Source organism: Burkholderiales bacterium (assembly GCA_023511995.1).
Lineage (GTDB): Bacteria > Pseudomonadota > Gammaproteobacteria > Burkholderiales > Thiobacteraceae > Thiobacter.
The window spans coordinates 53,585-73,481 of record JAIMAL010000012.1 but is presented as its reverse complement, the minus strand read 5'-3'; the positions used below and the strand labels follow the sequence as shown (position 1 = coordinate 73,481).

The following is a 19,897-nucleotide window of genomic DNA, read 5'->3' as shown; positions in this document are numbered from 1 at the left end:
TTCAGAAGCGACAGGGCTCAAGCTTAACCCAGCCGCAGGGTGCGGCGAAGCCCCCCGCGCGGGCTGACGGAGGCGGTGGCTTCACGTATCATAAAACCCTTTTTTGGACCCTTGGGCCATGGATTTTCCCCAGGTTTTCGGTGTAATTGTCGTCGGCGGTGGCCATGCGGGCACCGAGGCGGCGCTCGCCTCCGCCCGCATGGGGGTGGATACCCTCCTTATCACCCACAACATCGAGACCCTGGGCCAGATGTCCTGCAACCCCTCCATCGGCGGCATCGGTAAGGGACATCTGGTCAAGGAGGTGGATGCGCTGGGGGGCGCCATGGCGGCGGCCACCGACGAGGCCGGCATCCAGTTTCGCATCCTCAATTCCCGCAAGGGGCCCGCCGTGCGCGCCACCCGTGCCCAGGCCGACCGCGTGCTCTACAAGCAGGCCATCCGCCGTCGCCTGGAAAACCAGCCCCATCTGTGGCTCGTGCAGCAGGCGGTGGACGATCTGCTGCTGGACGGCGAGCACGTGGCGGGGGTGGTCACCCAACTGGGCATCCGCTACCGCGCCCGGGCGGTGGTGCTCACCACCGGTACCTTCCTCGGTGGCCTGGTGCATGTGGGACTGTCCCATTACCGCGCCGGTCGCGCCGGAGATCCGGCATCCGTAAGCCTCGCCGCCCGCCTGCGGGAGCTCAAGCTGCCGGTGGGGCGGCTTAAGACCGGCACCCCGCCCCGCATCGATGGCCGCACCATCGACTATTCGGTGATGACGGAACAGCCCGGCGATGAGCCGGTGCCTGTGTTTTCCTTCCTTGGCGAGGCGAGCCAGCATCCGCGCCAGGTCTCCTGCTGGATCACCCACACCAACCCGCGCACCCACGAGATCATCCGCGCCGGGCTCGACCGTTCGCCCCTCTATACCGGCGTCATCGAGGGCGTCGGGCCCCGCTACTGTCCCTCCATCGAGGACAAGATCCACCGCTTCGCCGACAAGGAAAGCCATCAGGTCTTCGTCGAGCCGGAGGGCCTCGGCACCCACGAAATCTATCCCAACGGTATCTCCACAAGCCTCCCCTTCGATGTGCAGCTTGCCATGGTGCGCTCCATCCGCGGCTTCGAGCGAGCCCACATCACCCGGCCGGGCTACGCCATCGAATACGATTACTTCGACCCCCGGGGCCTCAAGCGTTCCCTGGAGACCAAGGCCATCCGCGGCCTTTTCTTCGCCGGCCAGATCAACGGCACCACGGGTTACGAGGAGGCCGCCGCCCAGGGCATCCTCGCCGGCATCAATGCCGGTCTCTACGTGCAGGAAAAGGAACCCTGGTGCCCGGAACGCAGCGAGGCCTACTTGGGGGTCATGGTGGATGATCTCACCACCCGCGGCGTCATGGAGCCTTACCGCATGTTCACCAGCCGCGCGGAATACCGCCTATCGCTCCGGGAAGACAACGCCGATCTGCGCCTGACGGAGATCGGCCGCCGTCTGGGGGTGGTGGACGACGTGCGCTGGGAGCGATTCAACCGCAAGCGGGATGCCATCGCCCGCGAAGCGGAGCGCCTCAAGGATACCTGGGTGGGCCCGCGCAACGTTTCCGAGGCGGAGGCGGTGCGGGTGCTGGGCCAGCCACTGGAGCGGGAATACACCCTCTTCGATCTCCTGCGTCGTCCCGGGGTGACTTATGAAGCCCTCATGACCCTGCCCGGCGCAGCACCGGCCTCCGGCGCCGTCACCGACCGCCAGGTGGTGGAGCAGGTGGAAATCCAGGCCAAGTACCAGGGCTACATCGAGCGCCAGAAGGAAGAAGTGGAACGTCACCGGGCCACCGAGCATCTGCGGCTGCCCCCTGATCTGGACTACCGGGAGGTGCGGGGGCTTTCCATCGAGGTGCAGCAGAAGCTCAATGCCCACCGGCCGGAGACCCTGGGCCAGGCGGCGCGGATTTCGGGCGTCACCCCGGCCGCCATTTCCCTCCTCCTCGTCCACCTCAAACGGCGGGAGAAAAAGACCGCATGAAGCCCGCGCTTAAGCCGGTGGCGCTGCGCGAGCCGCTGCACGCCGGCCTCACCGCCTTGGGGCTTGAACTCGAAGCGGCGCAGGAGGAAAAACTCCTCGCCTTTCTCGCGCTCCTTTCCAAGTGGAATCGCGTCTACAATCTCACCGCGGTGCGGGAGCCGGCGGCCATGGTGACCCAGCATCTTTTGGACAGCCTCGCCGTGCTGCCTCACCTTGGGGAGGTGGGCACCCTGGTGGATGTGGGGTCCGGCGCGGGCCTGCCGGGCATTCCCCTGGCCATCGCCCGCCCGGAGCTTGCGCTCACCCTGGTGGAGGCGAGCCACAAGAAGGCGAGTTTCCTTAAGCAGGCTTGTCTCGAGCTCACGCTGCGCGGGGTCACGGTGGTCTGCGAGCGGGTGGAGCGGTTCGTGCCCGCCCAGCCGGTGGAGGCGGTGATTTCCCGTGCCTTTGCCGAGTTGCGGGAATTCGTGCGCCTGGCGCGCCATCTGGTGGCACCGGGCGGTCGGCTGTTGGCCATGAAGGGGGTCTATCCCGACGAGGAGCTGGCGCAGCTTCCCCCGGAAGTCACGGTGCGGGCGGTGGTTCCCCTCAAGGTGCCGGGTCTTCCCGCGCAACGGCATCTGGTGGTGATGGAGGTGGCGTAGTGGCAAGGATACTGGCGATCGCAAACCAAAAGGGGGGTGTGGGCAAAACCACCACCAGTGTCAACCTCGCCGCTGGCCTTGCGGCGGCAAGGCGCCGAGTGTTGCTGGTGGACCTCGATCCCCAGGGCAATGCCACCACCGGTAGCGGGTTCACCAAGACGGGGCTGACGAAGACCGTCTATCACGTGCTCCTTGGCGAGTCCCCTGTGGCGCAGGCGCGCCTCCATGCCCCGCAGGCGAAATACGATCTTCTGCCCGCCAACCGGGAGCTTGCCGGCGCCGAGGTGGAGCTCGTCGATGAGCCCAGGCGGGAGCGGCGACTGCGGGATGCCCTGGCGGCGGTTGCCGGCGAATACGATTACATCTTCATCGACTGTCCGCCGGCGCTCAACCTGCTTACCCTGAACGGCCTGGTCGCCGCCCATTCCGTGATGATTCCCATGCAGTGTGAGTATTACGCGCTGGAGGGCCTCACCGATCTGGTGAACACGGTGAAGAAGGTTCGCGCCCACCTCAACCCCGAGCTGGAAATCGAAGGCCTGCTGCGCACGATGTTCGACCCCCGCAATGCCTTGGCGCAGCAGGTCTCCCAGCAGTTGCAGCAGCACTTTGGGGAGAAGGTCTACAGCACCATCATCCCCCGTAATGTGCGTCTGGCCGAAGCGCCCAGTTACGGCCTGCCGGTGATGTACCACGACCGCAGTTCCAAAGGGGCGCTCGCCTATCTCGCCCTCACCGGCGAATTTCTGCGCCGGCGGGAGGGGGTGGGGGTGCCCGCATGAAAGGGGAGCCGCGATGGCAAAGATGAAAGGCCTGGGGCGGGGGCTGGATGCCCTGCTGGGAGCCGATCTGCCCACCACCGCGGACCGGCCCGATGAGCTCGAGGTGGGCCTGCTGCAACCCGGCCGCTACCAGCCCCGGGCGAAGATGGATGCGGCATCGCTGGCGGAGCTTGCCGCTTCCATCAAGGCGCAGGGCATCATGCAGCCCATCCTGGTGCGGCCCCTTAGCTCGGGCCGTTACGAAATCATCGCCGGTGAGCGCCGCTGGCGGGCGGCGCAGCTGGCGGGGCTCGAGCGGGTGCCGGTGCTGGTGCGCGAGGTGCCGGATCAGGCGGCGCTTGCCATGGCCCTCATCGAAAACATCCAGCGGGAGGACCTCAACCCCATCGAGGAGGCCCATGGCATCCAGCGCCTCATCGACGAATTCGGCATGACCCACGAGGGAGCCGCGGAGGCGGTGGGGCGCTCCCGTTCCGCGGTGACCAATCTCCTCCGCCTGCGCCAACTGCCGCAGCAGGTGCAGGACATGGTGCTCGCCGGACAACTGGATATGGGCCATGCGCGCGCCCTTCTGGCCCTTTCCCCCGCCCAGCAGCTCACCGTCGCCCACGAGGTGGCGGCAAGGCAACTTTCGGTGCGGGAGACGGAGCGCCTGGTGGCGCGCCTGAACCGCCCGCCGGCACCGTCGAAACGCCAGACCGACCGCGACACGGAACGGCTGGCCGAGGAGCTCTCCCAAGTTTTGGGCACCCGGGTGCGCATCCGTCACACGCGCAAAGGCTCGGGAAGCCTCATCATCGATTACGCCAATCTGGAAGCGCTCGACGCGCTGCTGGCGCGCCTTGCCGGCAAAAGGGACACAAAGGGCGGCATTTGACGCTTTTATGGGCGCATCGGTATAATCGCGGTCATTTCTCGGTCAGCCGCCCATGAACCACGTCGGGGAAGGGACGACCCGCTCCCTGGAATATCCGGGGCAGGTCATGCGGGTGCAGCTTGCCCTGCTCGTCCCGGTCGTGGCGGTGGCGTATGCCTGGGGAGGCGGGGCGGCGGCCGGGGCGGCCTTGTACGGCGTGCTGATCGCCCTCGCGAACACCGGTTTGCTGATGTGGCGGCTGCGCCGGGGCGCAGGGGAGGCCCGGGGTGAGGGTGCGGTCGCGCCGCGCCGACTGCCCGCGGGGGCGTTGCGGTCGAGTCTGGAGCGTTTCCTGCTCGTCATCCTCCTCTTTGGTCTGGGCCTGGGGGTGATGGCTTTGCATCCCCTTGCCCTGACCCTGGCTTTCGTGGTTGGCCAGTTGGGCTGGTTTCTCGCCCCGCTGCTGCCCGCAATGTAGCTCGGCAAGAAAGCGAACATGTCCTCGGAAAACCTGACCTCGTCGGCTTACATCAAGCATCACCTGCAGAACCTCACCTTCGGCAAACTGCCCGCCGGCACCGAACGGCACCTCGAGGGGCAGACGGTGGTGTTGCAGGAGGACACCTGGACCTTCGCCCGCTCCGCGGAAGAAGCCAAGCAGATGGGCTTCTGGGCGATCCATGTGGATTCCATGTTCTGGTCCCTCAGCCTGGGGCTCCTCTTCCTCTGGTTTTTCCGCAGGGTGGCGCGCCGCGTCACCTCCGGCGTGCCCGGGGCGGCGCAGAACTTCGCCGAGTGGATTTGCGAATTCGTGGATACCAACGTGCGCGGCTCCTTTGCCGGCCGCAATGATCTGGTGGCACCGCTTGCCATCACCATTTTCGTCTGGGTTTTCCTCCTCAACCTCATGGACCTGTTACCGGTGGACTGGCTGCCCTTCCTCGCCGGCCAGCTCGGACAGGCGCTTTTGGGTGTGGACCCGCACCATGTGTATTTCAAGGTGGTCCCCACCACCGACCCCAACATCACCTTCGGCTTGTCCCTGGCCGTCTTCGTTCTGATGCTCTTCTACAGCATCAAGATCAAGGGCGTGGGCGGTTTCGTCGGTGAGCTTACCCTGCACCCTTTCAGCGCCAGGAATCCGCTTCTGCAGGCGCTGTTCATCCCCATCAACTTCCTGCTGGAATTCGTCTCGCTTTTGGCCAAACCCTTATCCCTTTCGCTGCGGCTTTACGGCAACATGTATGCGGGGGAGATGATCTTCATCCTCATTGCGCTGATGTACGGTGGCTTTGTGCTTGGCCTCTTCGGGGGTCTGCTGCAACTGGGGTGGGCCATCTTCCACATCCTCATCATCACGCTGCAGGCGTTCATCTTCATGACCCTGACCATCGTCTACATGGACATGGCGCACACCGTGCCGGAGCACCACTGAAAGTTTCTGGTTTGATTTTTTGATTCTGCAAACAGGAGAGTGCAATGACTGAAATCCAAGCAATGCTGATCATCGCCGGTGCCATCATGATGGGCCTGGGCGCGTTGGGTGCGGCCATCGGTATCGGTGTGCTGGGCGGGCGTTTCCTCGAGGGGGCGGCCCGGCAGCCGGAGCTGATCCCCATGCTGCGCACCCAGTTCTTCATCATGATGGGTCTGACCGACGCGGTGCCCATGATCGCGGTGGGTGTGTCCTTCTACGTCATCTTCGCCCTGGCCGGCTAAGCCTGTTTGCCCCAGGCCCTCTCAAAGGGTAGACGCATGAACATCAATCTCACCTTGATCGGGCAGTCGATCACGTTCGCCGTCTTCGTCTGGTTCTGCATGAAGTACGTGTGGCCGCCCATCATGGCTGCGCTGGCCGAGCGGAAAAAGACCATCGCCGACGGCCTGGCCGCCGGTGAGCGGGGCCGGCACGAGCTGGAGCTTGCCGCCAAGCGGGCCGCCGACGTGCTGCGGGAGGCCAAGCAGCAGGCGGCGGAGGTGATCGCCCAGGCCGAGAAGCGCGGCGTGGAGATCGTCGAGGAGGCGAAGAACGCTGCCAAGCTGGAGGGGGAGCGCATGCTCGCCGCCGCCCGTGCTGAGATCGAACAGGAAGCCAACCGCGCCCGGGAAATGCTGCGGGAACAGGTGGCGGCGCTGGCGGTGGCCGGCGCCGAGCGCATCCTGCGCCGTGAGATCGACGCCAAAGCCCACGCCGACCTCCTGGAAGCCCTCAAGAAGGAACTCTGATGGCCGAACCCGTCACCATCGCCCGACCCTATGCCGAGGCGGTGTTTCGCGTCGCCCGGGATACCCATGCCTTCGGCGAATGGTCGGACCTGCTTGCACTTTGTTCCGCGGTGGCGCAGGAACCGCAGGTGGCGGCCCTGATCAATGATCCCAATGTCAAGCCGGCCGATCTTGCCCGCGTCTTCTTCGGCGTGTGTGGTGACAGGCTGAGTGATGCCGGGCGGAAGTTCATCGAACTTCTCATCGAAAACGACCGCGTAAGCCTCCTGCCCAACATCCATGCCCTCTACGAGGGCTTGCGCCGGGATCATGAAAACGAACTGGAAGCGGTGATCACCTCCGCCTATCCCTTGAGCGAAGAGCAGGTGCGCGACCTCGTCGCCCGGCTGGAAAAACGCTTCGCGCGGCGCGTCAAGGCCAGCGTCGAGGTGGACCCGACCCTGATCGGTGGCGCCCGCATCCGCGTCGGGGATGTGGTGATCGATGGCTCGGTCGCCGGCCAGCTCGGCAAGATGGCATCCGCGCTCAAATCTTAGGAGTAGCTATGCAACTCAATCCTTCCGAAATCAGCGAACTGATCAAGAACAAGATCCAGGGCCTGGAAACCGGCGCGGATACCCGTACCCAGGGCACGGTGGTGTCCGTGACCGATGGCATCGTGCGCATCCACGGCCTGTCGGACGTCATGGCCATGGAGATGCTGGAGTTTCCCGGCAACACCTATGGCCTGGCCCTTAACCTGGAGCGGGACTCCGTGGGTGCGGTGGTGTTGGGGGATTACGAGCACATCACCGAAGGCGATACCGTCAAGTGCACCGGGCGCATCCTGGAAGTCCCGGTGGGCCCCGAGCTCCTGGGCCGGGTGGTGAACGCCCTGGGACAGCCCATCGACGGCAAGGGCCCCATCAATGCCAAACTCACTTCGCCCGTGGAAAAGATCGCCCCTGGCGTCATCTCCCGCAAATCGGTGTCGCAGCCGGTGCAGACGGGCCTGAAAGCCATTGACTCCATGGTGCCCATCGGCCGCGGCCAGCGGGAGCTCATCATCGGCGACCGCCAGACCGGCAAGACCGCGGTGGCGGTGGACACCATCATCAACCAGAAGGGTCAGAACATGACCTGCATCTACGTGGCGATCGGCCAGAAGGCCTCCACCATCGCCAACGTGGTGCGCAAACTGGAGCAGTACGGGGCCATGGAATACACCATCGTGGTGGCGGCCTCGGCGTCCGATTCGGCGGCCATGCAGTACATCGCCCCCTATGCCGGCTGTGCCATGGGCGAGTATTTCCGCGACCGCGGCCAGGATGCGCTGATCGTCTATGACGACCTCACCAAGCAGGCCTGGGCCTATCGGCAGATTTCCCTGCTGCTGCGCCGTCCCCCCGGCCGCGAAGCCTATCCCGGCGACGTCTTCTACCTGCACAGCCGGCTTCTGGAGCGGGCGGCGCGGGTGAACGAGGAATACGTGGAGAAGTTCACCAACGGTGAGGTCAAGGGCCGCACCGGCTCCCTCACCGCGCTTCCCATCATCGAAACCCAGGCCGGTGACGTCACCGCCTTCGTGCCCACCAACGTGATTTCCATCACCGACGGCCAGATTTTCCTGGAGACCGACCTCTTCAACGCCGGCATCCGGCCGGCCATCAACGCCGGTATTTCCGTCTCCCGCGTCGGTGGAGCGGCCCAGACCAAGGTGATCAAGAAGCTGGGGGGCGGCGTGCGGCTGGCCCTTGCCCAATACCGTGAGCTGGCGGCGTTCGCCCAGTTCGCCTCCGATCTGGACGAAGCCACGCGCAAACAGCTCGAGCGGGGCAAGCGCGTCACCGAGCTCATGAAACAACCCCAGTTCAGCCCGATGAGTGTGGCGCAGATGGCGGTCTCCCTCTTCGCTGTCAACCGGGGCTATCTGGACGACGTGGAGGTGAACAAGGTGCTGGCTTTTGAGGCGGCGCTGCAGGCCCACATCAAGAGCAAGTATCCCCACATCCTGGACAGAATCAGTGCCACCCTCGACCTCGACGAGGCGACGGAGAAGGAACTCGCCGCCGCCTGCGAGGATTTCAAGAAGACGGGTACCTATTGACGTGGCAACAGGAAAGCCCCCGAGCTTTCCACCCTTTGAGGATAGACGATGGCTAGCAGCCGCGAAATTCGGGCCAAGATCAACAGCGTCAAGAACACGCGCAAGATCACCAAGGCCATGGAAATGGTGGCCGCCTCCAAGATGCGCAAGGCGCAGGAACGCATGCGCGCCGCCCGCCCCTATGGCGCGAAAATCCGTGCCGTCATGCGCCGCATGAGCTATGCGCGGACCGAGTACCGGCATCCCCTGCTTTCCAAGCGGGAACAGGTGAGGGCCGTGGGCCTCATCGTCGTCACCTCGGACAAGGGCTTGTGCGGCGGCCTCAACACCAACGTCCTGCGTCTTGCCGTGGCCAGGATGCGCGAGTGGGATGCCGAGGGCAAGCGGGTGGAGGTGTGCGCCATCGGCAACAAGGGCTTTGGCTTCATGCAGCGCATGAATGCCAACATCGTCTCCTATCTCACCCACATGGGGGATACGCCCCACCTGGAAAAGCTCCTGCCACCCGTGACGGTGATGCTGGACAAATACATCGCCGGCGAGATCGATGAAATCCACCTCTGCTCCACGGTGTTCATCAACACCATGAAGCAGGAGCCGGTCATGATGCAGCTCGCCCCCATCGTCGATCAGCCGGATCAGCTCTCCCGCCTGGAGGGGGGCGAGGACCGGGGCATCTTCGAGCACCATTGGGACTACATCTATGAGCCGGATGCCAAGTTGGTGGTGGACACCCTGCTCAAGCGCTATGTGGAGTACACGGTCTATCAGGCCGTCGCCGAACACATGGCTTCCGAGCAGAGCGCGCGCATGGTGGCGATGAAGGCGGCGAGCGACAATGCCGGCAACCTCATCGACGAGCTCACGCTGGTGTACAACAAAACCCGGCAGGCGGCCATCACCAAGGAGCTGTCGGAAATCGTGGGCGGCGCATCGGCGGTGTAGGAGCGATTGAAGCCAAAGGCGCAAGGCGCAAATTCCGCCGCTGCCGCCTTTGCCGGGAAAGACACGAAAAGATTTTGAATCTGACCATCAGGAAACGACCATGAGCCAAGGAACTATCGTTCAGTGTATCGGCGCGGTGATCGACGTTCAGTTCGATCGCGCCTCGATGCCCAAGGTTTACGATGCGCTGAAGGTGACGGGTACCGACCTCACCCTCGAGGTGCAGCAGCAGCTGGGTGACGGTGTGGTGCGCACCATCGCCCTCGGTTCCACCGACGGCCTGCGCCGCGGCCTCAAGGTGGAGAACACCGGCGCCCCCATTTCCGTGCCCGTCGGTCCCAAGACCCTGGGCCGCATCATGGACGTGCTGGGCCGGCCCATCGACGAGAAGGGGCCCATCGGCGCCGAGGAGACCCGCTCCATCCACCGTCATGCACCCAAGTTCGATGAGCTCACTGCCTCCACTGAATTGCTGGAGACCGGGATCAAGGTGATCGACCTCATCTGCCCCTTCGCCAAGGGGGGCAAGGTGGGCCTGTTCGGCGGCGCCGGCGTGGGCAAGACCGTGAACATGATGGAGCTCATCCGCAACATCGCCGTGGAGCATTCCGGCTATTCCGTGTTCGCCGGCGTCGGGGAGCGCACCCGTGAGGGCAACGACTTCTATCACGAGATGAAGGAAGGGGGCGTGCTGGACAAGGTGGCCCTGGTCTATGGCCAGATGAACGAGCCGCCGGGCAACCGCCTGCGGGTGGCGCTGACCGGCCTCACCATCGCCGAGTACTTCCGCGACGAAGGGCGCGACGTGCTGCTCTTCATCGACAACATTTACCGCTACACCCTGGCGGGGACCGAGGTCTCGGCGCTTTTGGGCCGCATGCCCTCGGCGGTGGGTTATCAGCCCACCCTGGCGGAAGAGATGGGCAAACTCCAGGAACGCATCACCTCCACCAAGGTGGGCTCCATCACTTCCATCCAGGCCGTGTACGTGCCCGCCGACGACCTGACCGACCCCAGCCCCGCCACCACCTTCGGCCATCTGGACGCCACCGTGGTGCTGTCGCGGGACATCGCCGCGCTGGGTATCTATCCCGCGGTGGACCCGCTGGATTCCACCTCCCGCCAGCTGGATCCCCTGGTGGTGGGTGAGGAACACTACACCGTGGCCCGGCAGGTGCAGGCCACCCTGCAGCGATACAAGGAATTGCGCGACATCATCGCCATTCTCGGCATGGACGAGCTCTCTCCCGAGGACAAGCTGGTGGTGGCACGGGCGCGCAAGATCCAGCGTTTCCTCTCCCAGCCCTTCTTCGTGGCGGAGGTGTTCACTGGCCAGCCGGGCAAGTACGTGCCCCTCAAGGAGACCATCAAGGGCTTCAAGGCCATCGTCAACGGCGAGTACGATCATCTGCCGGAGCAGGCCTTCTACATGGTGGGCACCATCGAGGAAGCGGTGGAGAAAGCCAAGACCATGCAATAAGCGCCGGCCTTTGGGGGTGACGAAGTCGCACCCCCAGCGGAAACCCGGATTGCAACCCCAGATTGGGATCAAGGTATGGCGATGACGATTCATGTGGATGTGGTGAGCGCCGAGCAGCTCCTTTATTCCGGCCCAGCGGAGTATGTCATCCTGCCGGGCGAGGCGGGGGAGCTGGGCGTCTATCCCCGCCATGCGCCGCTGCTCACCCGGCTGAAACCGGGTTCCGTGCGGGTGAAGGTGCCGGATCAGGAAGAGGAAGAGCTGATCTGGGTCAACGGCGGGCTGCTCGAAGTGCAACCCGACGTCGTCACCGTGCTCTCCGACACCGCGGTGCGGGGCAAGGATCTGGACGAGGCCAAGGCCCTGGAGGCCAAGCGCGCCGCGGAAGAGGCGATGAAGAATCGCACCGGCGCCATGGAAATCGCCAAGGCCCAGGCGGAACTCGCCGAGGCGGTGGCGCAGCTGGCGGCCATCCAGAAGTTGCGCCGGCGCAAGTAGGCCGGCCCCCTTTCCGTCCCCACGCCTGCGGGGCGGCCTTTGGCGTCTACCCCTCATCGTCGCAAAGCCCCTTGGCTCCCCTGCCAGGTGCCTCCTGCCTTAAGAGAGCGCAAAGACGCGGGATCGCTGGGGGTTTATAATCCCGGGGCATGGCTTTGCCTTTGAACATCGTCATCCTCGCCGCGGGCAAGGGCACCCGCATGCTCTCCGAGCGGCCCAAGGTCCTCCACCGTCTGGCGGGCAAACCTTTGCTCGAGCACGTGGTGGCCACCGCGCGGCAGCTGGCGCCGGCGCGCCTTGTCGTGGTCTATGGCCATGGCGGCGAGGCGGTGCCGGCCGCCATCCCCGGTGACGACATCCAGTGGGTGTTGCAGGCGCAGCAACTTGGCACCGGCCACGCCGTCGCCCAGGCGCTGCCGGCGCTCCCCTCTGAAGGGCTCACCCTGGTGCTCTATGGGGATGTGCCCCTCACCCCGCCGGCTACGCTCACGCGGCTTTTGCAGCACGCCGGTGCCGATCGCCTCGCCCTCGTCACCGTCCATTTGCCGAACCCCACCGGCTACGGCCGCATCCTGCGGGATGAGGCCGGACGGGTCGTGCGCATCGTGGAAGAGAAAGATGCGAGCAGCCGGGAGAAGGCCATCACCGAGGTCAACACCGGCATCCTGGTGGCGCCCACCCCGCGCCTGCAGGCCTGGCTTGGGCGTCTATCCAATGCCAATGCACAGGGCGAATACTACCTGACCGATGTCATCGCCATGGCGGTGGCGGAGGGCCTGCCGGTGGTGACCGTGCATCCCCACCACGAATGGGAGGTGCAGGGGGTGAACAGCAAGCTGGAACTCGCCACCCTGGAACGCATTTACCAACGCAACCACGCCCGCGCGCTGGCCGGCACCGGCACCCAGATCATGGACCTCGATCGCATCGATGTGCGCGGCGAGCTCACCTGCGGTCGGGATGTCGTCATCGATGTCAATTGCGTCTTCGAAGGCCGCGTCCACCTGGAGGATGGCGTCGAGGTGGGGCCGCACTGCGTGCTGAAGGAGGTCACCGTGGGAAAAGGCACGCGCATTCATGCCTTTAGCCACATCGAGGGAGCCCGCATCGGCCCCGGCTGCCGGGTGGGGCCCTTCGCCCGCATCCGCCCTGGCACGGTTCTCGCTCAGGAAGTCCACGTGGGCAACTTCGTCGAAGTGAAGGCCAGCGAGATCGGCGAAGGCAGCAAGGTGAATCACTTGAGCTACGTGGGCGATGCCACCGTGGGCCGGCGGGTGAACATCGGCGCGGGGACCATCACCTGCAATTACGATGGTGCCAATAAACACCGCACGGTGATTGAGGACGATGCCTTCATCGGCTCCGACAGCCAGCTGGTGGCGCCGGTGACCGTGGGGGCGGGGGCCACGCTGGGCGCCGGCACTACCCTCACCCGGGATGCGCCGCCGGGCCAGCTCACCCTGTCACGGGTGAGGCAGACCACCATCCCCGGCTGGCAGCGGCCCCGGAAGAAAGCCAACCCCGATGCCTGAAGGCCTCCCCCGGAAAAGAACACAAGGCGGCCCCGCCCCTTTTTCCGCTTGCCAGGGGGGAAACTGACCATGTGTGGCATCGTCGGCGCCATCGCAGGGCGCAACGTCGTGCCCCTCCTCATCGAGGGTTTGACGCGTCTGGAATACCGCGGCTACGACTCCGCCGGGCTGGCGGTGGTCAACGGGGAAATCCGCCGGGTGCGGCGGGTGGGACGGGTGGCGCAGTTGGAAGCGGCCGCCCGGGAAAGCGGGCTGGCCGGCAACCTCGGCATCGGCCACACCCGCTGGGCGACCCACGGCGGGGTGACCGAACCCAATGCCCATCCCCATGTTTCCCACGGCCTCATCGCCGTGGTGCACAACGGTATCATCGAGAATCACGAAGCCAAGCGCGCGGAGCTGTCGGCGCTGGGCTACACCTTCGAGTCCCAGACCGATACCGAGGTCATCGCCCACCTCGTTCACCATCACTATCTGCGGGAACGCAACCTCTATCGCGCCGTGCGCGCGGCGGTGGCCGAGCTCACGGGCGCCTACGCCATCGCCGTGGTGGCGCTCGACGATGCGGATGAAATGGTGGTGGCCCGCATGGGCTGCCCCCTTCTCATCGGCCTGGGCGAGGGGGAGAACTTCATCGCCTCCGATGTCTCCGCCGTACTCGCCCAGACCCGCCGGGTGATTTATCTCGAGGAGGGGGATGTAGCCATCGTGCGCCGGGACGGCGTGGAGATTTACGATCGCGCCGGGCGGCTGGTGGAGCCCAAAATCCACGTCAGCGACGTCTCCCTGGCCTCGCTGGAGCTGGGGCCCTACAGCCACTTCATGCAGAAGGAAATCCACGAGCAGCCCAAGGCCCTGGCCGATACCATCGAGCCGGTGCTGGAAGCGGGCTTCACCCCGGCCCTCTTTGGCGCCGAGGCGGAGGACCTTGCCGCCGTGGAAGGGGTGCAAATCCTCGCCTGTGGCACCAGCTTCTATGCCGGTTGTGTGGCCCGCTACTGGCTGGAGGCCATCGCGGGTCTCCCTTGTGCGGTGGAGATTGCCAGCGAATACCGCTACCGCCCGGTGGTGGCCCATCCCCGCAACCTGGTGGTGACCATCTCCCAGTCCGGGGAGACCCTGGATACCTTGGAAGCCCTCAAATATGCCCAGTCCCTGGGCCAGGAGATGACCCTTGCCATCTGCAACGTCCGGGAATCGGCGATCCCCCGCGCCTCGCGCATGGTCTTCTACACCCGCGCCGGCGCCGAGATCGGGGTGGCCTCCACCAAGGCCTTCACCACCCAGCTCGTCGCCCTTTTTGCCCTGACCGTGACCCTGGCCCGCCTGCGGGGGCGCGTGGGGGCAAAGGAGGAAGCGGCCTATCTGGAAGCCCTGCGCCAATTGCCGGCAAGTGTGCAGCATGCCCTCAATCTCGAGCCGCAAATCCAGGTCTGGGGGGAGCGCTTCGCCAGCCGGCAGCATGCCCTTTTCCTCGGCCGCGGCGTGCACTATCCCATTGCCCTCGAAGGCGCCCTCAAGCTCAAGGAAATCTCCTATATCCACGCCGAGGCTTATCCGGCGGGGGAACTCAAGCACGGGCCGTTGGCCCTCGTGGATCGGGAAATGCCGGTGGTGGTCATCGCCCCCAACGATGCGCTGCTGGAAAAACTCAAATCCAATATGCAGGAAGTGCGCGCCCGGGGCGGCGAGCTTTATGTCTTTGCCGATCTGGACAGCCATTTCACGGAATCGGAGGGTGTGCACGTGATTCGCACACCGCGCCACGTGGGCGTGCTTTCCCCCGTCATGCACGCCATTCCGGTGCAATTGCTCGCCTATCACGCCGCGCTCGCGCGGGGCACCGACGTCGATAAACCGCGCAATCTGGCCAAATCCGTCACCGTGGAATGAGGGCTGCAGCCCTTGGTTGGGCGCGGTACAATGGCGCCTTGCAAGCAAGCAAAAGCCCGCCACGTTTTTGCCGAAAGGAGCAAAAAATGGATTTGAAAACACTTTCCCTGAAGGAATTGAAATCCCTAAAAACCCGGGTGGAAAAGGAAATTGCCCGGCGGGCGGTGACGGAAAAGAAAAAAGCGCTCAAGGAATTGCAGGCCATTGCCCAGGCGCGGGGTTTCCAGCTCGAGGAATTGCTGGGCGCAGGCGGCAGGCGCAAAGCGCGGGTGGTGCGCCGCCGCCCGGCGCGGGGCAAGACGGTGGTCAAATACCGCGATCCCCAGGATCCGAAACGCACCTGGAGCGGCCGCGGCCGCAAGCCGAAATGGGTGCAGGATTGGCTTGCCGCGGGCAATTCCCTGGACGCCCTCAAGGCCTGAATTTCCGGCCCCTTTTCTGGTGAGCCGTCCGGCAAAAGGGGAAGGCGGCGCCGCGGCTTTGGCGTTTCTCCTGGTTTAGGAGTGGGGTTTGGCGGTCATCGCCGTGTTCAATCAGAAAGGGGGGGTGGGCAAGACCACCACCACCCTGAACGTGGCCGCGGCGCTTGCCCGCATGGGCAAGGACCCCATCGCCATCGATCTCGATCCCCAAGCCCATCTCACCCTTGCCCTGGGCCTCAATGGGGTGGCGGCGCATGATTCGGTGGCGGCTTTTTTCCGCGAGGAAAAACCCCTTGCCGCCCTGGTGCGGGAAATGCCCAACGGCGTGCGCCTCATTCCCGCGCACATGGAGCTCGCCAAGATCGAGGCCCTGCATGGGCGCAGCGCGGCGGCGGCCCGCCGCCTGCAACAGGGTCTTGGCGAAACCCTGGCGGGGGAGGGTGCCCCCATCCTCATCGACTGCTGTCCCATGCTGGGGGTGCTCTCCCTCAACGCCATCCTCGCCGCCGACCGCGTGCTGGTGCCGGTTTCCGCCGATTTCCTCTCCCTGCAGGGCGTGCACCGACTGGATCTCGCCTTGCGCGCGCTGGAGGGGCCCCTCAACCGCCGCATCGCCAAACGCATCGTACTTACCCGCTTCGATGCCCGCCGCAAGCTTGCCTTCGAGATTTACGACAAGCTGCAAGAGCGCTTCGGCGAGGAACTGTGTGATACCCGCATCGCGGAGAACGTGGCCCTTGCCGCCAGCCCCACGGTGGGCAAGGACGTGCTGGCCTTCGCCCCGGCAAGCCCCGGGGCGCGGGACTACATGCGCCTTGCGCTGGAGCTCTTGGACAAGGGGTTCTTCACCTGAGGGACGGCAGCCTCAGATGGGGCAGACCATCTCCCCCAGTTTCTGGGTAAGGCGCAGGTTCTCTCGGTAATCCACCGGACAGTCGATGATGGCCACGGTATCGAGGGCAAGCGCCTCCCGCAGGGTGGGCAGCAGTTCCTCGGTGTGGCGGATGCGATAGCCCCTGGCGCCGAAGGCGTCGGCAAGGCGCACGAAATCCGGATTGGTGAATTTCACGTGAGCGGTGCGCCCGAACTGGATCTGCTGCTTCCATTCGATGAGCCCGTAGGAGGCGTCATTCCAGACGAGGATCACCAGGGGCAGCGCGAGACGCACGGCGGTTTCGATTTCCTGGCAATTCATGAGGAAGCCGCCATCACCGGTGACCGCCACCACCTTTTGCCGGGGGAAATTGAGTTTCGCCGCCACCGCCCCCGGCACGGCGATGCCCATGCTGGCAAAGCCATTGGAAATGATGCAGGTGTTGGGCCGCTCGCAGGGATACATGCGCGCCATCCACATTTTGTGTGCCCCCACATCGCAAATGACGATGTCATCACGAGCCAGGGCGCGGCGCAGGTCGGCGACGATGCGCTGGGGCTTGAGGGGGAAGGCGAGGTCGTCGTCCTCCGCGTGCAGCTCGCGCAGGATGGCCTCGTGCAGCCGCTCGTGCAGATGGCCGTGGTGGGGGCGGGCGCGTCCCGCGACCTCGGCCAGGGTGACGCGGAAATCCCCCAGGGCGCCGTCGGTTACCGGGTAGAAGGCATCCACCTCGGCGGGGTGGGTGTCGATGTGGATGATTTTGCGATCCCCCGAGCGGTGCCAAAGCCGCGGCGGGTATTCCACCAGGTCGTAACCCACGCAGATGATCACGTCCGCCCGATCGAAGCCGCAGGACACATAGTCGTGGGCCTGCAGCCCCACGGTGCCCAGGGAAAGGGGGTGGGTGTCGGGAATGGCCCCCTTGGCCATGAAGGTGGTGGCCACGGGGATGTTGAGCTTCTCGGCGAAGGCCACCAGCGCATCGCAGCAGCCCGCGCGCACCAGGCCGTTGCCGGCCAGGATCAGGGGGAATTCCGCCTCGCTGATGATCTCTGCCACCGCCGCGACCCGCTCCGGCGAGGGGTGGGGGATGGTCACCGGCACGGGCTTGAGGGGCCGTGCCTGCACGTCCGCCATGCGCGCGATGTTCTCCGGAAACTCGATGAAACAGGCCCCCTGTTTTGGGCTTTGGGCGGTCTTGAAGGCCTTGCGCACCACTTCCGGGATGATCTCCGGATTGAGAATCTGCGTGGCGTATTTGGTGATGGGCTGGAAGAGGTTGGTGAGGTCCAGCACCTGGTGGGATTCCTTGTGCAGGCGGTTGGTGGCGGCCTGGCCGGCGATGGCCACCAGCGGGGCGTGATCCAGGTTGGCGTCGGCCACGCCGGTGACCAGATTGGTGGCGCCAGGGCCGAGGGTGGCGAGACACACCCCGGCGCGCCCGGTGAGGCGTCCCTCCACATCGGCCATGAAGGCTGCGCCCTGTTCGTGGCGGGTGGTGATGAAACGGATGGAGGAATCGAGCAGGGCATCCATGATGTCCAGGTTTTCCTCCCCCGGCACGCCGTAGATGAAGCGCACGCCTTCGGCTTCAAGACACCGGACGAAAAGCTCGGCGGCCTTCATGACAGCGCCTCCCCGGCGGGCAAAAAAAAGCCCCGAGGGGTCTCGGGGCCGAACAGCACTAGTTGAACAGAAACAAGCATCACACTTGCCCTTTCACTATAACACACAGACCAGGAATGTCTAGTCCTTTTCGACCAACCCGTGCTCAGGACTTCTTCGCGTCGCCTTCCGCCCGCCGGACGAGACCCAATTCCAGGGCCAGGGTGGCCACCTGCACCCGGTTGGCCAGCTTGAGCTTATCGAGGATGTTGCGCAGGTGGTTGCGCACGGTGTTCTCGGAAAGATTCAGGGCCTGGCCGATGGCGCGGTTGCTCATGCCCCGGGCGACGTGGGCGACGATTTCCAGCTCCCGTGGGGAGAGCTTGTCAAAGGGGCTGCCGGCGAGCTCCCCCCGTGCCATTTTCTGCATGATCTCGGCGGGCAGCATGCTGTTGCCCGCATGGACGGAGCGGATGGCCTGCAGGATCTGCTCCGGCTCGCTGGACTTGAGGATGTAGCCGTCCACCCCGCGCTCGATGGCATCGCGGATTTCATACTCCGCATCGGCGATGGTGAGCATGACCACCCGGATGTTGGCCTGTTTGAGGTCCGGCACCAGGGACAGGCCCTCCTCCCCCGGCAGTCGCCGGTCGAGGAGGGCGACGTCGGCGGTTCCCCCCGCCTTCAGCCACGCCCGCGTTTCCTCGACGCTGGCAAACTGGCCGACCAGGGCAAGACCCGGCTCGTTGGCGACGAGATGCTCCAGGCCCTTACGGAAGAGGGGGTGATCGTCCACGAGAATGACGCGGATGGTCATGGGCTTGGCCTCAGGAAGCGCGTTTGCCCGACCGCTCCCGCCAGGCCAGGGCGATGAGCTCGTCCAGCACGGGGAAGAGTCTTTCGTGGCCTCCGGTCTGGCTGCTCGAGGTGCGGTAACGGCCATCGACGATCATCGAGGGTACACCCTGGATGCCATAGGCGCTGGTGAGCTCCCTCGCCTGCTGGACCTTGGTCTGCACGGCAAAGGAGTCGTAGGCGGCGCCGAAGCGGGCCGCATCCACACCCTGCGCGGCGATGAAGCGCAGCAGATTCTCCCGCTTGTTGAGGTTTGCCCCCTGGAGGTGGATGGCATCGAAGATCGCAGCATGGAGTTTGTCCACAAGCCCCAGCGCTTCCAGCGCATAGTAGGCCTTGGCCAGGGGCACCCAGCCGTCGTGAAAGACCGCCGGCATGCGGCGGAAATAGGCATGCCGCGGCAGGGTCTTCAGCCATTTGGTGAGCAGCGGCTCCAACTCGAAACAATGGGGGCAGCCGTAAAAGAAGAGCTCCAGCACCTCCACCCGCTTCGGATCGAGGGTGGGCTGGGGAAATTCCACCAGCGCATAGTCGCGGCCCGCGACCAGGGCGGCGCGGGACAAGGCGAAGGGTGAAAGCGCCAGGGTGGCGGCGGCAAGGCCCAGGAAGCGGCGGCGTGTCGGCATGGAAGATCCCTATTCCTTGACTTTGATCAGCGTTGCCTGGATGCCGTTCTGCGCCAGGGTTGCCCGCACCCGGGACATTTCGTCCACACTGGCGAAAGGCCCGATGCGCACCCGGTGCCACACCCCCTTGTCCCCCAGGCTTGCGCTCTGCACGGTGGCTTCCACGCCCATCAGGGCGAGCTGGGCTTTCAGGTTGTCGGCATCGGCCTGGTTCTGGAAGGCTCCTGCCTGGAGGAAGAACTGCTCTTTGCTGCCGGCGGCGGGTTCCTTGATGGCGCGATCCGGTACCGCCTCCTCCGTGCCGGGCAGGATGTTGTAGAAATCGAAGCGGGGCTTCTTCGCTTCCGCGCCGGCGGCAGGCGGGCTGGGCGGCTTTTCTGCGGCCTCCTTGGGCGCGGGCGGCGGTTCCGGCTGGCGCAGACCCCGGGTGAGCGAAGGCACATACCAGGCCACGGCGATGGCGGCGGCAAGGCCGATGATGATGCCGATGAGGATGCCGGTGAGCATGGGATTGCCAGCCGGCGAACGGGGGGCGGTGCGGGGTTTGTAGTCCTTGCTCATG

At 65.2% G+C, this 19,897-nt stretch carries 21 protein-coding genes; 17 read left to right on the top strand and 4 right to left on the bottom strand.

Going from position 1 to position 19,897, the window contains the following annotated elements:
- The first annotated feature begins 118 nt into the window (after positions 1–118).
- The 17 genes from mnmG (at position 119) to K6T56_07805 (ending at position 16,228) form a co-directional block, all read left to right on the top strand.
- On the top strand, positions 119–2,011 hold the full coding sequence (mnmG, locus tag K6T56_07885; GenBank protein ID MCL6556263.1) for a tRNA uridine-5-carboxymethylaminomethyl(34) synthesis enzyme MnmG: 1,893 nt from the start codon (positions 119–121) through the stop codon (positions 2,009–2,011).
- The gene (gene rsmG / locus K6T56_07880; GenBank protein MCL6556262.1) at positions 2,008–2,655 is read left to right on the top strand and encodes a 16S rRNA (guanine(527)-N(7))-methyltransferase RsmG; all 648 of its coding nucleotides are present in this window, start codon (positions 2,008–2,010) and stop codon (positions 2,653–2,655) included. The genes mnmG and rsmG overlap by 4 nt, the downstream gene beginning before the upstream one ends.
- Complete coding sequence (locus K6T56_07875; protein ID MCL6556261.1) at positions 2,655–3,437, top strand: AAA family ATPase; 783 nt, start codon at positions 2,655–2,657, stop codon at positions 3,435–3,437. The genes rsmG and K6T56_07875 overlap by 1 nt, the downstream gene beginning before the upstream one ends.
- A gap of 13 nt (positions 3,438–3,450) precedes the next feature.
- A complete protein-coding gene (locus K6T56_07870) occupies positions 3,451–4,314 on the top strand; it encodes a ParB/RepB/Spo0J family partition protein (GenBank protein MCL6556260.1) in 864 nt (287 codons plus the stop codon).
- Between the two features lie 52 nt (positions 4,315–4,366).
- A complete protein-coding gene (locus K6T56_07865; GenBank protein ID MCL6556259.1) occupies positions 4,367–4,771 on the top strand; it encodes an ATP synthase subunit I in 405 nt (134 codons plus the stop codon).
- Between the two features lie 18 nt (positions 4,772–4,789).
- Complete coding sequence (atpB, locus tag K6T56_07860; GenBank protein ID MCL6556258.1) at positions 4,790–5,728, top strand: F0F1 ATP synthase subunit A; 939 nt, start codon at positions 4,790–4,792, stop codon at positions 5,726–5,728.
- Positions 5,729–5,772: 44 nt separating this feature from the next.
- The gene (gene atpE, locus K6T56_07855; GenBank protein MCL6556257.1) at positions 5,773–6,012 is read left to right on the top strand and encodes a F0F1 ATP synthase subunit C; all 240 of its coding nucleotides are present in this window, start codon (positions 5,773–5,775) and stop codon (positions 6,010–6,012) included.
- 36 nt (positions 6,013–6,048) lie between these two features.
- Positions 6,049–6,519, top strand: a complete 471-nt coding sequence (locus tag K6T56_07850; GenBank protein ID MCL6556256.1) for a F0F1 ATP synthase subunit B — start codon at positions 6,049–6,051, stop codon at positions 6,517–6,519.
- Entirely contained in the window at positions 6,519–7,055 is a 537-nt protein-coding gene (locus K6T56_07845; GenBank protein MCL6556255.1) for a F0F1 ATP synthase subunit delta, read from the top strand. Before K6T56_07850 ends, K6T56_07845 begins: the two co-directional genes overlap by 1 nt.
- Positions 7,056–7,063: 8 nt before the next feature.
- On the top strand, positions 7,064–8,605 hold the full coding sequence (gene atpA / locus K6T56_07840; protein MCL6556254.1) for a F0F1 ATP synthase subunit alpha: 1,542 nt from the start codon (positions 7,064–7,066) through the stop codon (positions 8,603–8,605).
- A gap of 48 nt (positions 8,606–8,653) precedes the next feature.
- Positions 8,654–9,550, top strand: a complete 897-nt coding sequence (atpG, locus tag K6T56_07835) for a F0F1 ATP synthase subunit gamma (GenBank protein MCL6556253.1) — start codon at positions 8,654–8,656, stop codon at positions 9,548–9,550.
- A 100-nt stretch (positions 9,551–9,650) separates the two neighbouring features.
- Positions 9,651–11,030: a F0F1 ATP synthase subunit beta gene (gene atpD, locus K6T56_07830; GenBank protein ID MCL6556252.1), complete on the top strand. Its 1,380-nt coding sequence runs from the start codon at positions 9,651–9,653 to the stop codon at positions 11,028–11,030.
- 75 nt (positions 11,031–11,105) lie between these two features.
- Positions 11,106–11,528 (top strand): F0F1 ATP synthase subunit epsilon, encoded by a 423-nt coding sequence (locus tag K6T56_07825; GenBank protein ID MCL6556251.1) that lies wholly within the window; start codon positions 11,106–11,108, stop codon positions 11,526–11,528.
- Positions 11,529–11,689: 161 nt separating this feature from the next.
- A complete protein-coding gene (gene glmU, locus K6T56_07820) occupies positions 11,690–13,060 on the top strand; it encodes a bifunctional UDP-N-acetylglucosamine diphosphorylase/glucosamine-1-phosphate N-acetyltransferase GlmU (protein MCL6556250.1) in 1,371 nt (456 codons plus the stop codon).
- Positions 13,061–13,129: 69 nt separating this feature from the next.
- On the top strand, positions 13,130–14,953 hold the full coding sequence (glmS, locus tag K6T56_07815) for a glutamine--fructose-6-phosphate transaminase (isomerizing) (GenBank protein MCL6556249.1): 1,824 nt from the start codon (positions 13,130–13,132) through the stop codon (positions 14,951–14,953).
- Positions 14,954–15,039: 86 nt separating this feature from the next.
- The gene (locus tag K6T56_07810; protein MCL6556248.1) at positions 15,040–15,375 is read left to right on the top strand and encodes an H-NS histone family protein; all 336 of its coding nucleotides are present in this window, start codon (positions 15,040–15,042) and stop codon (positions 15,373–15,375) included.
- Between the two features lie 88 nt (positions 15,376–15,463).
- Positions 15,464–16,228: a ParA family protein gene (locus K6T56_07805; GenBank protein MCL6556247.1), complete on the top strand. Its 765-nt coding sequence runs from the start codon at positions 15,464–15,466 to the stop codon at positions 16,226–16,228.
- Positions 16,229–16,240: 12 nt separating this feature from the next.
- Here the strand turns inward: K6T56_07805 and K6T56_07800 are convergent, their stop codons facing one another.
- The 4 genes from K6T56_07800 to K6T56_07785 all read right to left on the bottom strand — a co-directional run bounded on the left by K6T56_07800 (position 16,241) and on the right by K6T56_07785 (position 19,896).
- Entirely contained in the window at positions 16,241–17,875 is a 1,635-nt protein-coding gene (locus tag K6T56_07800) for an acetolactate synthase large subunit (protein ID MCL6556246.1), read from the bottom strand.
- Positions 17,876–18,020: 145 nt separating this feature from the next.
- Positions 18,021–18,671 carry a response regulator transcription factor gene (locus tag K6T56_07795; protein MCL6556245.1) on the bottom strand — a complete coding sequence of 217 codons (651 nt, stop codon included), beginning with the start codon at positions 18,669–18,671 and terminating at the stop codon, positions 18,021–18,023.
- Positions 18,672–18,681: 10 nt separating this feature from the next.
- Positions 18,682–19,335 (bottom strand): thiol:disulfide interchange protein DsbA/DsbL, encoded by a 654-nt coding sequence (locus K6T56_07790; GenBank protein ID MCL6556244.1) that lies wholly within the window; start codon positions 19,333–19,335, stop codon positions 18,682–18,684.
- A gap of 9 nt (positions 19,336–19,344) precedes the next feature.
- On the bottom strand, positions 19,345–19,896 hold the full coding sequence (locus K6T56_07785; GenBank protein MCL6556243.1) for an SPOR domain-containing protein: 552 nt from the start codon (positions 19,894–19,896) through the stop codon (positions 19,345–19,347).
- Position 19,897 lies beyond the last annotated feature (1 nt).

Bases quoted from the DNA above. Each gene is read 5' to 3' on its own strand.
- K6T56_07865 (MCL6556259.1), top strand. From the start codon at position 4,367: ATGAACCACGTCGGGGAAGGGACGACCCGCTCCCTGGAATATCCGGGG.
- K6T56_07810 (MCL6556248.1), top strand. From the start codon at position 15,040: ATGGATTTGAAAACACTTTCCCTGAAGGAATTGAAATCCCTAAAAACC.
- atpD (MCL6556252.1), top strand. From the start codon at position 9,651: ATGAGCCAAGGAACTATCGTTCAGTGTATCGGCGCGGTGATCGACGTT.
- K6T56_07850 (MCL6556256.1), top strand. From the start codon at position 6,049: ATGAACATCAATCTCACCTTGATCGGGCAGTCGATCACGTTCGCCGTC.
- K6T56_07825 (MCL6556251.1), top strand. From the start codon at position 11,106: ATGGCGATGACGATTCATGTGGATGTGGTGAGCGCCGAGCAGCTCCTT.
- K6T56_07785 (MCL6556243.1), bottom strand. From the start codon at position 19,896: ATGAGCAAGGACTACAAACCCCGCACCGCCCCCCGTTCGCCGGCTGGC.
- glmS (MCL6556249.1), top strand. From the start codon at position 13,130: ATGTGTGGCATCGTCGGCGCCATCGCAGGGCGCAACGTCGTGCCCCTC.
- K6T56_07870 (MCL6556260.1), top strand. From the start codon at position 3,451: ATGGCAAAGATGAAAGGCCTGGGGCGGGGGCTGGATGCCCTGCTGGGA.
- atpB (MCL6556258.1), top strand. From the start codon at position 4,790: ATGTCCTCGGAAAACCTGACCTCGTCGGCTTACATCAAGCATCACCTG.
- atpG (MCL6556253.1), top strand. From the start codon at position 8,654: ATGGCTAGCAGCCGCGAAATTCGGGCCAAGATCAACAGCGTCAAGAAC.
- K6T56_07845 (MCL6556255.1), top strand. From the start codon at position 6,519: ATGGCCGAACCCGTCACCATCGCCCGACCCTATGCCGAGGCGGTGTTT.
- rsmG (MCL6556262.1), top strand. From the start codon at position 2,008: ATGAAGCCCGCGCTTAAGCCGGTGGCGCTGCGCGAGCCGCTGCACGCC.
- K6T56_07790 (MCL6556244.1), bottom strand. From the start codon at position 19,335: ATGCCGACACGCCGCCGCTTCCTGGGCCTTGCCGCCGCCACCCTGGCG.
- mnmG (MCL6556263.1), top strand. From the start codon at position 119: ATGGATTTTCCCCAGGTTTTCGGTGTAATTGTCGTCGGCGGTGGCCAT.
- K6T56_07800 (MCL6556246.1), bottom strand. From the start codon at position 17,875: ATGAAGGCCGCCGAGCTTTTCGTCCGGTGTCTTGAAGCCGAAGGCGTG.
- K6T56_07795 (MCL6556245.1), bottom strand. From the start codon at position 18,671: ATGACCATCCGCGTCATTCTCGTGGACGATCACCCCCTCTTCCGTAAG.
- atpA (MCL6556254.1), top strand. From the start codon at position 7,064: ATGCAACTCAATCCTTCCGAAATCAGCGAACTGATCAAGAACAAGATC.
- atpE (MCL6556257.1), top strand. From the start codon at position 5,773: ATGACTGAAATCCAAGCAATGCTGATCATCGCCGGTGCCATCATGATG.